This window comes from Pseudomonas sp. NPDC088890 (assembly GCF_044900155.1).
In the GTDB taxonomy this organism is placed as follows: Bacteria; Pseudomonadota; Gammaproteobacteria; order Pseudomonadales; family Pseudomonadaceae; genus Aquipseudomonas; species Aquipseudomonas urmiensis.
The window spans coordinates 38,708-51,384 of sequence record NZ_JBJDNG010000004.1 but is presented as its reverse complement, the minus strand read 5'-3'; the positions used below and the strand labels follow the sequence as shown (position 1 = coordinate 51,384).

General features: G+C 57.1%; 11 protein-coding genes and 1 pseudogene. 6 read left to right on the top strand and 6 right to left on the bottom strand.

Annotated elements, in window-relative coordinates; translation table 11 throughout:
* The first annotated feature begins 684 nt into the window (after window positions 1-684).
* From ACI2JX_RS10480 to ACI2JX_RS10460, 5 genes are all read left to right on the top strand, one after another.
* Window positions 685-2,262: a methylenetetrahydrofolate reductase C-terminal domain-containing protein gene (locus ACI2JX_RS10480; RefSeq protein WP_404690038.1), complete on the top strand. Its 1,578-nt coding sequence runs from the start codon at window positions 685-687 to the stop codon at window positions 2,260-2,262.
* A 107-nt stretch (window positions 2,263-2,369) separates the two neighbouring features.
* Window positions 2,370-2,966: a paraquat-inducible protein A gene (locus tag ACI2JX_RS10475; protein ID WP_186553718.1), complete on the top strand. Its 597-nt coding sequence runs from the start codon at window positions 2,370-2,372 to the stop codon at window positions 2,964-2,966.
* Complete coding sequence (locus tag ACI2JX_RS10470; protein ID WP_404690037.1) at window positions 2,963-3,604, top strand: paraquat-inducible protein A; 642 nt, start codon at window positions 2,963-2,965, stop codon at window positions 3,602-3,604. The genes ACI2JX_RS10475 and ACI2JX_RS10470 overlap by 4 nt, the downstream gene beginning before the upstream one ends.
* A complete protein-coding gene (locus tag ACI2JX_RS10465; protein ID WP_392464073.1) occupies window positions 3,588-5,243 on the top strand; it encodes an intermembrane transport protein PqiB in 1,656 nt (551 codons plus the stop codon). The genes ACI2JX_RS10470 and ACI2JX_RS10465 overlap by 17 nt, the downstream gene beginning before the upstream one ends.
* Window positions 5,244-5,260: 17 nt before the next feature.
* Complete coding sequence (locus ACI2JX_RS10460) at window positions 5,261-5,815, top strand: PqiC family protein (protein WP_404690036.1); 555 nt, start codon at window positions 5,261-5,263, stop codon at window positions 5,813-5,815.
* A gap of 1 nt (window position 5,816) precedes the next feature.
* On the opposite strand, the gene ACI2JX_RS10455 is transcribed toward ACI2JX_RS10460, so the two are convergent.
* Window positions 5,817-6,050 (bottom strand): hypothetical protein, encoded by a 234-nt coding sequence (locus ACI2JX_RS10455; RefSeq protein WP_186553714.1) that lies wholly within the window; start codon window positions 6,048-6,050, stop codon window positions 5,817-5,819.
* 475 nt (window positions 6,051-6,525) lie between these two features.
* Window positions 6,526-6,771, bottom strand: a complete 246-nt coding sequence (locus ACI2JX_RS10450; protein ID WP_404690035.1) for a hypothetical protein — start codon at window positions 6,769-6,771, stop codon at window positions 6,526-6,528.
* A 669-nt stretch (window positions 6,772-7,440) separates the two neighbouring features.
* On the opposite strand from ACI2JX_RS10450, the gene ACI2JX_RS10445 reads away from it, so the two are divergent.
* A complete protein-coding gene (locus ACI2JX_RS10445) occupies window positions 7,441-8,409 on the top strand; it encodes a hypothetical protein (RefSeq protein WP_404690034.1) in 969 nt (322 codons plus the stop codon).
* A gap of 543 nt (window positions 8,410-8,952) precedes the next feature.
* Here the strand turns inward: ACI2JX_RS10445 and ACI2JX_RS10440 are convergent.
* The 4 genes and pseudogenes from ACI2JX_RS10440 to ACI2JX_RS10425 form a co-directional block, all read right to left on the bottom strand.
* Window positions 8,953-9,339, bottom strand: coding sequence for a hypothetical protein (locus ACI2JX_RS10440; protein ID WP_404690033.1), 387 nt, complete (start codon window positions 9,337-9,339; stop codon window positions 8,953-8,955).
* Between the two features lie 121 nt (window positions 9,340-9,460).
* A complete protein-coding gene (locus tag ACI2JX_RS10435) occupies window positions 9,461-10,171 on the bottom strand; it encodes a hypothetical protein (RefSeq protein ID WP_404690032.1) in 711 nt (236 codons plus the stop codon).
* Complete coding sequence (locus ACI2JX_RS10430; RefSeq protein WP_404690031.1) at window positions 10,155-10,970, bottom strand: hypothetical protein; 816 nt, start codon at window positions 10,968-10,970, stop codon at window positions 10,155-10,157. The genes ACI2JX_RS10435 and ACI2JX_RS10430 overlap by 17 nt, the downstream gene beginning before the upstream one ends.
* Window positions 10,971-11,563: 593 nt before the next feature.
* Window positions 11,564-12,676: pseudogene (locus ACI2JX_RS10425) on the bottom strand (IS3 family transposase).
* Window position 12,677 lies beyond the last annotated feature (1 nt).

Here is a 12,677-nt window from a genome sequence, read left to right as displayed (position 1 = left end):
CATGAGGCGGAGGTATTGGGGCTGCTGCGCAGCCCTTCGCGGGCAAGCCCGCTCCCACAGGTTCACCGCCAGCCGGAAGAACGGCGCGGTACCTGTGTGAGCGGGCTTGCCCGCGAACAGGCCAGACCATTCACCACACCTACCACAGCTACCGCGCCGTTCTTCCGGCTGGCAATGAGCCTGTGGGAGCGGGCTTGCCCGCGAACAGGCCAGACCATTCACCATAACTACCACAGCTACCGCGCCGTTCTTCCGGCTGGCAATGAGCCTGTGGGAGCGGGCCTGCCCGCGAAGAGGCCAGATCATCCACCACACCTACCACAGGTACCGCGCCGTTCTTCCGGCTGGTGGTGAGCCTGTGGGAGCGGGCTTGCCCGCGAAGAGGCCAGATCATCCACCACACCTACCCCAGGTACCGCGCCGTTCTTCCGGCTGGCGGTGAACCTGTGGGAGCGGGCTTGCCCGCGAAGAGGCCAGATCATCCACCACAGGTACCGCGCCGTTCTTCCGGCTGGCAATGAGCCTGCAGGCTTGTCGGGGCGCCGAACCGCCGCGAGGGGCCACAAAGCCGCCCCCGACAATCTCAATGTCTCAACCAAATCACTAAGCTGCGCATCCAGACAAGTACCCACCCCGCACATCGCGCAAAATGCCAGCCTACCCCAGCCAGGTACCCAGCCCGCCATGAGCCAGCTGAAAGACGCCCTGCACGAACACACCTTCGTCTGCGTCATGGAGTTCGTCCCCAAGCCCAGCGCCGAGCGCTTCGCCGCCCTCGAAGCGATCATGGCCCGCAAGCAGCTGTGCGGCTGGCCGCTGACCGTGGCCATCGGCGACCGGGTCGGCAGCCCGCTGGACATGTCGCCTTTGGACGCTTTCAGCTCCCTCGACACAGCCGTTCCCGCCCTGTTGCACTTCTCCGGCAAAGACCGCGAACGCCAAGACCTGCTCGCCCAGCTCAAACGCATGGACAACGCCGGCCTCGACCAGCTGCTGATCCTCACCGGCGACCGCCTCCCCGGCCACCAGCCCGGCCAACGCCCGGTGCGCTACCTCGAATCGGTCGCGGCGCTACAAATCACCCGCCAAGCCCGCCCCGACTGGCTGCTCGGCGCCGCACTCAACCCGTTCAAGTACCACGAGGAAGAAGGCGCCGCGCAATACTTCAAAGCCGAGAAAAAACTCAGCGCCGGAGCGGATTTTCTCACCCTGCAAATGGGCTATGACGACCGCAAGCACCAGGAAGCGCTGCACTGGATGCGCCGCCAGCGCACACCCAAGCCGCTGATCGCCTGCCTGATGGCCCTGACCCACGGCCGCGCCAAGATGCTCGAACACGTGGCAGGCGCGGTGGTCAGCCCCTCGATGCGCGACATCCTCGCGGCCGAGCTGGACGTGTCCAAGGCCTTCGCCCAGACCCGCAGCATCGAGCGCCTGGCGCTGCAGGTGATCGGCTTGAAGTTGATGGGCTATGCCGGCGTGCACCTCTCCGGCATCCATGACCTGGCCCAGTTCCAAGCGCTGGAGCAGGCGCTACACACCCAGCAAGGCGAAATCCACACCCTGGAGCAATGGGCACCCGCCTGGGCTGCCAGCTGGCAAATGCCCGGCTTGCCCGCAGTCACCTTCAACCCACCCGGCGCCCACTGGCGGTTGGGCGAGTCGCGCGTCAGCGCCAGCCGCACAGAGCAAGCCCGCTACCACGTGCTGTCTGGCTTGCACTCACTGTTGTTCGACCGCAGCAACTGGCTCAGCCGCAGCTTCGGCTGGGCCGTCACCCGCCCGGTTTGGCGCACAGCCCAAGGCGCGCGCCTGCTGCACCAGCTGGAACGCAGCATCAAACGCCCCCTGCTCGGCTGCGACACCTGCGGGCGTTGCCGCCTCGAAGACACCCTCTACATCTGCCCGGAAAGCTGCCCAAAAGGGCTGGCCAACGGCCCCTGCGGCGGCACCTCGCTCAACCGCTGCGAGTTCGGCGACCGCGAGTGCGTGCACAGCGTCAAATACCGCACCGCCAAATCCGTCCAGCAAACCGCAGTCCTCACCGACCGCCTGATCCCCTGCATCGAACTCCCCACCCGCCACCAAAGCTCCTGGCCAACCTGGTTCGACCCCACCCTTACAACCACCCCTGAACCCTGTGGGAGCGGCGGTGCGCCGCTGCGACTTGCCCGCGAAGAGGCCCGCCCAGCCAGCCCAAAACCCTCAGCCCATCATCTCAAGCCGGCCCACACCGAACGCCCCGCCGAAATCGACAGCTAACCCGCCCTCCCCCCATCAACGATAAACGGCCCCTGAAAAAGTTGCCGTTTATCCCAGCGCTCCTATATTCACTGAGTCCCTGCCAAGCGGCCCTTTCGAGCGTGAACATGGCCCATGCTGCCCAGTTCATCATTTGCGAGCACTGCGACTGCGTCTACGAAAAGGTCCCGCTCGCCAAGCACCAGAAAACCGTCTGCAGCCGCTGCGCCGGCGTGCTCCAGCGCTACAACGGCCTCACGGTGCAACAGCGCCTGGCGTTGAGCATCACCGCCGCCATGCTCTGGCTGTTCGCCAACTTCTACCCGGTGATGAGCATCAGCATGCAGGGCCTGAAAAACAGCGCAACCCTGTGGGATTCGGTCCTGGCCTTGAGCCAAGGCCCGATCACCTTCATGGCCATGGTCGCCGCCATCGCCATCATCATCGCCCCGGCCTTCCAGCTGGTTCTGCTGACCTGGGTGCTGACCTTCGCCCTCGCCCAGCGCCGCGCCCCCGGCTTCAAGCTGGCCATGCGCTGGCTGGAAACCCTTCGCCCCTGGAGCATGCTCGAAGTGTGCCTGCTCGGCGCCATGGTCGCGGTGTTCAAGCTGGCCGGCATGCTCGACGTACTGCCCGGTATCGGCCTGTTCGCCCTGGCCGCGCTGAGCCTGTTGCTGATCCGCATTGCCGGGCGCGATGTGCGCGACCTGTGGGACCTGCTATGAACCGCCCACCCACCGCCAGCGAACTCAACCTGTGCCTGTGCCACAGCTGCGGCCTGGCCTGCGATATGAGCAACGAGCCGCACCGCTGCCCACGCTGCGACGCGCCTCTACACCGACGCAAGACCAACTCGCTGACCCGCACCTGGGCCTACATGCTCGCCGCCCTGGCCTTCTACGTGCCAGCCAACCTGCTGCCAGTGATGAACACCACCCTGCTCGGCGACGGCGCCGACAGCACCATCATGAGCGGCGTGCTGGAGTTCTGGGAGCACGGCGCGTGGGACATCGCCCTGATCATCTTCATCGCCAGCATCGCCGTGCCCGGGGTCAAGTTCGTCGCCCTGTCGCTGCTGCTGATCACCGTCCAGCGCGGCAGCGACTGGGCGCGCAAGGAGCGCTCCAAGCTGTACCGCTTCGTCGAGCTGATCGGCTACTGGTCGATGCTCGACGTGCTGGTGGTGGCCCTGGTCGCCGCCCTCGTGCAATTCCAAGCGCTGGGCACCATCGAGCCACGCCCGGGCATTCTATTCTTCGGCTTGGTGGTGGTGTTCACCATGCTTTCGGCCATGAGCTTCGACCCCCGCCTGATCTGGGAACCACCCGCCACCAAGGAGCGCACGGATGTCGTCACCCACTGATCAAGCCCCCCGCGAGCCCGCCCGGCCAGAGGTGAAAACCCGCCGCTTCAGCGTCTCGCTGGTGTGGATCGTGCCCATCGTCGCGGTGCTGGTCGGCCTGTCGCTGGTGATCCACCGCACAATGCAGGAAGGCCCGACCATCACCCTCACCTTCAAGACCGGCGCCGGCCTCACCGCCAACAAGACCGAAGTCAAATACCGCAGCGTAGTCATCGGCCACGTATCGGAAGTGGCCCTGAGCGATGATCAGAAAAGCGTCAACGCCACGGTGAAACTGGACAAACAAGCCGAAGGTTTCACCCGCGAAGATTCGCAATTCTGGGTAGTCCGCCCGCGCATTGGCGCCGGGGGCGTGTCCGGCATCGACACCCTGCTGTCGGGCGACTACGTCGGCGCCGACATCGGCCAGTCCAACACCCGCGCCAAGCACTTCACCGGCCTGGAAAACCCACCCCCGATCACCTACGGCGAACCCGGCAAACGCTTCACCCTGCACGCGCCCGACTTGGGCTCGGTGGATATCGGCTCGCCGGTCTACTATCGCAAGATCCCGGTCGGCCAAGTGGTCGCCTACGCCCTGGATGCCGACGGCAAAGGGGTGAACATCGAAGTGTTCATCCACGCCCCCAACGATGCCTACGTGACCGAAAACACCCGTTTCTGGAACGCCAGCGGCGTCGATGTGAATGTCGGCGCCAATGGCGTCTCGGTGAAGACCGAATCGCTGTCCACCCTGATCGTCGGCGGCATCGCCTTCCGCGCCCCCGAGTACAGCCCCAACGACAGCCCCGCCGCCGAAGACAAGACCTACGAGCTGTTCGCCGACCAGCAAACCGCCCTCGCCCCGCCCAACGGCAAGGCTCAGTACTTCACCCTGCGCTTCGACCAGGCCCTGCGCGGCCTCAAGGTCGACGCCCCGGTGGAATTTCTCGGCGTCGAAATTGGCCGCGTGGTGTCGGTGAACCTCGACTTCGACGAAGTCAAACGCAGCTTCCCGGTCAACGTCGGTATCGTTATTTATCCGCAACGGCTCGGCCAGGCCCACGTGAAGATGCTCAAAGTGCTCAAGCACAACCCCGAAGACCTCAGTGCTTCGGTCAAGCTGTTCAGCACCTTCGTCGACAACGGCCTGCGCGCCCAAGCCCGCAGCGGCAATCTGCTCACCGGCCAGCTGTACATCGCCCTGGACTTCTTCCCCAAGGCACCGAAAGTCGCCTTCGACCTCAATGCCCGGCCCATCGCCATCCCAACCATCCCCGGCAGCCTGGAAGTGCTGCAGGAGCAATTGCAGGCCATGGTCGAGAAGATCAACAAACTGCCGGTCGAACGCATCGCCAGCAACCTCGACAGCAACCTGGTCGAGCTGCGCAAAAGCCTCGCCCAGTTCAACAGCAAGACCCTGCCCCGCGTGCAAGACACCCTCGCCCACGTCAGCCAGACCCTGCAATCGGCCAACTCGACCCTGGCCGAAGACTCGCCGCAGCGGGAAAAACTCACCGAAACCCTGGACGAACTCGCGCGCATGTCGCGCTCGCTGCGCGAGCTCTCCGACTACCTCGGACGCAACCCCGAATCGCTGATCCGCGGCCGCCCCGCCAACGCCGCGCCCCTGGACCTGCAAGGCCCACCGCGCAACTGACCGCAGGAGCGAAACCCATGACCCCACGGCACACCCTCCCGCTGCTCTGCACCCTGGCCCTGCTCGCCGCGTGCCGCAGCGACCCGATTGCCTTTCACACCCTGACCCCAGTGCACGCCCCCACCCAGGCCAGCAGCAACGCCGCCGAAGTGGTGATCGAAGGCATCAGCGTGCCGCCGCAGGTCGACCGGGCGCAGATCGTCATTCGCCAAGGCAGCAACGGCCTGGCCATTCTTGAAACCGAATGGTGGGGCGCGAGCCTCAGTGAAGAGCTGCGCAGTGCCCTGGTGGTGCAACTGGGCAACGGCAGCGCGGCGCGCAAAGTGGCGGTGAAGATCAACGTGCAGCGCTTTGACTCGATCCCCGGGCAGTACGCGCTGATCGATGCCCGCTGGCGCCTGCGCGGGGCTGAGGGTGGAGAGATGCTCAACTGCCACAGCCTGCTGCAAACGCCCGCCGGGCCGGAGATCGAGGACTTGGTCCGTGCGCAGCAGAACAACGTGCAAGGGCTGGCCACGCAGATTCGTCAGGCGGCTGGGAATCTGCGCGGGGGGTGCCCTGGCGAGCGTTGAGTCAGCTGCTGTCGGCTAGGGCGTTGTCGCCGGTATCGAGGAGTTTTCCACATTGCTCGCTGGCCAGGCGGCTGATGATGCGGATCGCCTGGTGGATGCCCGCGGTGTTGCGAAAGCTCAGGCGCGGGTTGTGTTCGCACTCGAGCATGTCGTCGTGCTGGACCAGGGCTTCGGCTAGGAGCTCTAGGGTCCAGGTGTAGCTTTGCAGGGTGGAGAGGCGTTCTTGGTCAGGCATGGGGGGCCTGCCTTGGGTTTGCGGTGGGTTGGGTGTGAATGGGATAGAAGCGAAGGCTTCGAGATGCCGGCCGCAGTGGACGGCGGAGAACGAATGCGAGGATTTTGCTCGGTATGCGAGTAGGCATGCATGAGACTCCAAGTTTGATTGGAGCTGCCACGCATCGTCGCCAAACAATTGGGTGGCAGCTGTACGCAGGTTGGCGAACCGGGAACTTGGAACCCGGCAGACCCGAAGGTCTCCCACGCACAGCCGCCATGGCACGAGGCTGCGGGCGCAAAAAAAGCGCCTGCAATCGTGTGGGGCGCTGTTGCGCCAAGTTATCCGAGTCGCCAAACCCGGTCGCGGAATTTGCCGCGACCTCGCCAATTTAGACCTTGAGGCTTGGCGGGGCAAGGGGCAGTGGAGACAGAATTCTCTTTCAATGACGAAGGAAAAAGGTGATCAGCCTTCCAACTATTAAGTCGCCACGTTTTCAGCGGACCAAGCTGCGAACCACCACCAATAGAACCGTTAGGCCCACGACCCCGGAAGCGATCAGCCAGCCTGAGGAAGCCATCGCGTGGAAAAAACTTGGGAAGAATGGAGTTTTCTCTAGCTTGACCAGCGCCAGGCACAGCCATGGCATCAGGACGATGTAAAGCAGAGGAATATAGACGACTGCCTGAAGGACTAGGGTCAGTCCGCCAGCCCAGTCGTTCCAGTGACGAGGGTTAGACATGGTGTGCTTCCTTTTCTTGACTAGGACTTGAGAATCGTCCGCTTCCTGAATGCCTCAGGGCCGATCAATGAGGCCGTGGCGTGAAGGGAAAACGAGCCTAGCAGAAACGGCAAGGGCGCTCAAAATGGGGTTTGGGGAGCATTGCCATTGGATTAGGATTTCTGAAAAGTATATGACTGGTGCGGAGACAGACGGACGGTTGTTGGTCTTGAGATCCCGGTTTTCGCGGGGCTGGAATTTAGTGGATTTTTTGGGTTACCCCATAGGCTATCCATAAAAAATCAGCGAGCTATGGCTTTCAGTGGAATCGAATCGGGAATTGCGTTGGACCCAATGAGGGCTCCGCCCACCTCGTTCAAATGCTAGGGTCTGCGTGAAAAGTCTTGAGACGAAGGTCAGGCACGGCGAAAGCAGCCGAGGAAGCGGAGTTTACGGGTTGTAAATGAGCATTCCGAAGCTGTTTTCAACGCAACATCACCGATGTATCAAGGATTTTCATACAGAGCCTAGCGTTGTACACCGACTGAGAGTGCTTTGGAAGGTCATGTCATCTCAGCGGCAAGTCAAGCGTGCCAATGGAGAATTGCCCGCAGAGATGAATGATGATAAAAGGCTATCACGCATATGTTATAACAACATTCAACTTCATATTCATGGATGAGGATTAGAATGCCTTTGCTCCCTCCGTCTTCCGGAATCCGTTGGAAAAATCATCAAGTTTCCACGCCGACTTTTGAGTTGTCGCCGGTTGAAAAGCCGGACATGTCGCCTTTTTTATTTCATATGACTGGGAAACGGGCGCTCTCTCTAATCCTTGCCGGGACTGGCGATGATGGCTGTGGCTTTTTGAAAGCAATGGTGCCGAAATCCGACCGACAGATCTACAAAGCCGCCGTCGTTTGCTTTACTGAGTCTCCTTCATTTGCGCTTGACTTTTTCAGGTACAGAACATTTGATCGGTGGCAGGGTGATCAGAGGTTCGGAATTGGGTTCGATAAAGGCGCGTTGGTTAAGCTTGGTGTTCGCCCCTGCGTTTACGCTGACCAGAAGCTGAATACCAATATTAATTACCTGCATCATCAGATGGGTGAAATTTCCGGCTCAAATATTGAACCCGAAGTAAAGGAGCGCTTATTGCAAGTCTTAAGGGAGCTTTATCCACTCACAACCCCTATCCTCGAGCACGAATCGCAGCAGGGGTATATGTGGGAGAGAGAGTGGCGTTATTTTGATGGCGATCGCGGTGGTATAAGGTTTCCTTATGAAGCTATAAAGGTAATCTGCTGTCCAGAGGAGGAACAGGAGGAAATTCAGCGGATTTTAGGGCGCGGTAGAAAAATAGCTTTTGTCCGGTCTTGGCTTGAATATGATGAGGTTACTGCCTATTTCAAACGAAGGCAGGGGGGATTGGTTATGCCTAAGCCGGATTATTATACCGACGATAAAGATTTCTATGACGCACTGGTGGAGCAGTTAGACGGTCACTCTGAACTTATTGATCAGCTCCAGGCGTATGATAATTTTGCCACTAGCATGGTAGAGAAAAAGTCAATCCTTGATTCGTTCTTGGGTGAACTGCAAGGCAGTGTGGAAACCATCAAGGCCCACATTCAAAAAATCAAAAATCGGATGGGTTAGGGTCTGTGTGAAAAGTCTTGAGACGAAGGTCAGGCAAGGCGAAAACAGCCGAGGAAGCGGAGTTTACGAGTTGTAAATGAGCATTCCGAGGCTGTTTTCAACGCAGCACCACCGAGTATCAAGGCTTTTCACACAGAGCCTAGGCGAGGAACGGCAGAAAACGACCCATAACTGCCGGTGGCGAAAGGCAACAATTGGCCACAAGTGGTTTAGCAACTGCGCTTCACACCTAAGTAGCCAAAGGGATTGCCCAACCATAAAATGCTGAATGAATGCGCTAAAGGGCGCAAAAGGGGACAGATTTATTTTATAGCGCTTTCACTTTTCTCTGAGTCGCAACAAATAATTCCGCCCCTTACGTTGCCTGACCTAGTCGCTTGATGCTGGCATAACCAGCCTACATCGAACGATGAAAAGTATTAACCCTCCCCCGGCAGGGGTAGATTTTTTGACGTCACCTACACCGTAACAAGTTGAGTTAGCACTCAACCCCTGGGTACAAATAAGCAATTAACGAAATCACATCTTGATTAATTGTAGGACCTAAAAAGGCAACGGTTTTTCTGGATCGTGATCTTTAATTTCCAAGGTGTTTACGTTCAACAACTTTACCGACTTTCCGCCCTGATGAGTATAGACCGCATCTTGATTAAACACGCCCGCCCGATGAGTTAGCTCATATCCTTCACTGATTAATTGATTCCTTACCGTGACAAGCTCTTCACCGCCATACGTATAGTCGAGCTTGTATCCCCCCATTGTTCCTTGGGTTTCAAATCGTTTGGTTGAGCCGAGCTCCTCAAAAAAGTCCTTCGCATCTTTTTGTGATTCCCTCAATTCGAATAGTGCCATCTCTAACAGATGGTGCAGATGAACGTCAGATTCCGCCTCAATAACGAGGGTTAACGTCCTCGCATCACTTTGCTTCATAAAAACTCCTAGAAAAAATGGAACAAATCTATTTTACAATAATATTTAATCACGGGCCGCCAAAGTAACCATTACGGGATCTGACGGATCCTGCAGATTATTTATGGCTGAGTTTTAGAAGCTAGCTGTAACCATCTAAGAGGTCAGCAATACCTTTCTTCTCAAAAAAACCGCACTTGCTGAATGGTTTCGTTATTTCCCATTGCGTGTGTAACTTAGCGATGCAGATCAAATAAATAATACATGCAGGTAGCATGCGTGTGGCAATTGATATGTACTTATTTTTCTCGCTAGCTGGCGCGTTCTCATCAATGAAGGCGAAGAGGTTTCCGAAGCTTTTTATGACGTTAAAACAAATATCCCCATATGTATCGTCAAGCTCTTGGAATGTTTCGCTGGGATCCTGTCCCTCTTCTCTCAGCTTGGAGAATTCTTCTTCAATGAATTCGAATGCCTTGAGACCCATCATGGTTTTTGATCCGTGCGTGACTTCGGCGCCTTTGCATGTATCTAGGCAAAGATTGATTAGGTTGAAAAAAGAGCTTTCGAAAATCTGAATTGCAGCTACTAACCTTTGATCTTCGAAGCTTTCTTTAGCGTCGTCCGCCTGCTTTACGGCAACCGCAGTGGCCTTCCTTTGAAGCGCTAGAGTTTCAATCAATAGTACGGTCGAAATAAAAGTCAGTATGGGGTTTATGTTGCCCCCGATGAAGTCACCCATCGTCCCCAAGCTGCCGCCGTTAAGTGGCTCATCTAAGAGATAGAAATAGATGAAGTATAGGCAACCTAGCAAGGTACTTACTACGACTGTTATATTAACCTTCATTGGCATGCTGGATTTTTTGAATCTGGTGAATGCGGAAATATTTAGTTGACTCATCGTTCAACGTCACGCGTGTCACTTCAGCCCGTAAAGGAATGAACTCGTTGTCGGCTACGCCCCTCAAACTAGCAATTATATCCCGTTTGACTGCCCGCGTGAGCGGCATCGATGGGACGAAGCTGTAGGAGTCCTCATCTAAATCAAAAATTAGCCTGCCTGTGCCTGTTCGCGCGTTGAATCGACTAATGCCGACCACCAGAACCTCTCTCTCCTCGCTTGGAATTTCTTCTTCCAAGTAACTGAGTGATCTTTGGTTGAACACTGCAAGCGGTGTTTGGCCCGCATAAAGTGTCGCCTTGTATCCCTGATTCTTTATCGGTGCGTGAACTTCTTTAAGCGAAGTGGTGAGGCGATGTGTGATATCTTCGCTGAAATACATCTTTCGCGCTTTGGCTTTCGCGGTGCGCCTGGTGATTTCTACATCATTTCCGGTTACTTGGTTGATCGTGTGCTGGAGCAATTGAAGATAGCTTTTTGCACCTAGAATTGTAATTTTTGAAATCGTTTCAGGGGAAGTAAAGGTAACTCTGAATCTTTGTTTGAAAGAGCCTTCGAAACTGGTTTTGAAACGATTCTTGAATCCCTTCGCTGCGGTGGACTTGCTGATGAAGCGCTCGTTGACAATGCCGTGTGTCGCAATAGCGATTGCCTCGGAGATTCCCTGCATAGAGCGGGCGCCGTAATACATGTCGAGACCGTCAAACTCATTTTCGTCTGAGTCATAGACGACCGAAAAATCAAAGTCCATTTAGCTTTATCTCTGTGCTGGCGGTGTTGCACGAAAAATACCTAAACCGTCAAACCCTGTCCAGCGATGGTTTTGGGCTTTCAATCCATTTTTCTAATAAGGATGCGTGTGTTCCTAGTGGCAAGTGTGGTTCCTACTTATCCCGCACAAGAGGATTTTCGTAAGTCTATCTAGCTGGTGTGGAAACACCTCAAGCTTCCGAACGCACTTCCGTTCAGTACTGCAACTGCATCGCTCGATACCATTCAACATGACCGCCGGCGATGCGTCATCGAAGCTTTCCAAGGCGTGGGCAAGTCATGAACCACAGCCGCATTCGTGTGCTGACTCCTGTGGCGACATCCCCAGTTCCGCTTGTGGCAGTGTCCGCCTCCAGCCCCTGCGCCGGTGTGTTCTCCACCTCCGTCAAACGCCTTATCCACGAAATGCCGTTGCTCCAGTACCTCAAACCGGACCCGATCAGATCGACAAGATGGTAGCGTTTGAGGTTGCCCTAACCAGCCCCCTTGGTTGAGTCCGTGAGCATCATGCACCAGATCACCGGCTTCCGTGCTGATATCAGCATTGCGGACGACTGAATCGCCCTTGGTTGCCTAGACACTCTCCAAGCTCAGAAAATAGCGTTTCTCATACTCTACTGGCGACAGCTGCATAGCACTGCTGTGTCGACGCTTGGGGTTATAGAACATCTCGATGTAATCGAAAATATCACTTCGGGCTTCGTCACGCGTTGCGTAGATCTTTCGTCGGATTCGCTCCCGCTTCAAAAGCTGGAAAAAGCTCTCGGCTACGGCATTGTCGTGGCAGTTCCCTCGTCGGCTCATGCTCTGAGCTACTGAACTGACTGCCTTGGTCTGAGTGAATCATCACTTGCTGCTGTGGCTTGCGTCGCCACACGGCCATCAGCATGGCGTCGATGGCCAGGTCGCTGCTCATCCTGGGCTTCATTGACCAACCAATGACCTGGCGGGAGAACAGATTCAGCACTACCGCCAGGTACAGCCACCCTTCATAGGTGCGGATGTAGGTGATATCGGTCACCCAGACTTTATTCGGCTCACTGACCTTGAACTGCCGGGCCAGATGGTTGGGGGATGCCACTGTTGGTTTTCCGCCATAAAACCCAGTACGACGGCGATAGCCCGTTTGCGAACGCAGCCCCTCTGCCTGCATTAAGCGACCGACTCGATTTCGCCCACAGATCTCTCCTAGCTCTCGCAGGTCATCGTGAATCTTGCGATAGCCATACACGCCGCCGCTTTCTAACCTGGCCTGCTTGATCAAGCCAAGCAGGCGCTGATCTTCTTTGGCTCGGGCAGATTGAGGTTCGGCCAACCAAGCGTAGTAGCCGCTAGGATGCACCTTGAAAGTTTGGCAAAGGCGCCGCACCGGGTAATGCGTCGAGTGCTTCTTGATGAAGGCGTACTTCAGTTGCACTCCTTGGCAAAGTACGCGGCGGCCTTTTTTAAGATGTCTCACTCTTCAGTCACGCGCTTGAGTTCAGCGCGAAGCTTGCGCAGTTCGGCTTGCTGGTCATCGTCCTGCTGACGCTGCTCTTGGGGTTTGCTGTAGAGCTTGATCCAGGCGTAGAGGCTGTGAACGGACATGCCCAGGCGCTGGGCAACATCGGCGACTGGCTTGCCTTTCTCGGTCACTTGCTTGACCGCTTCGATCTTGAATTCTTCAGGGTAACGCTGACGACTCATG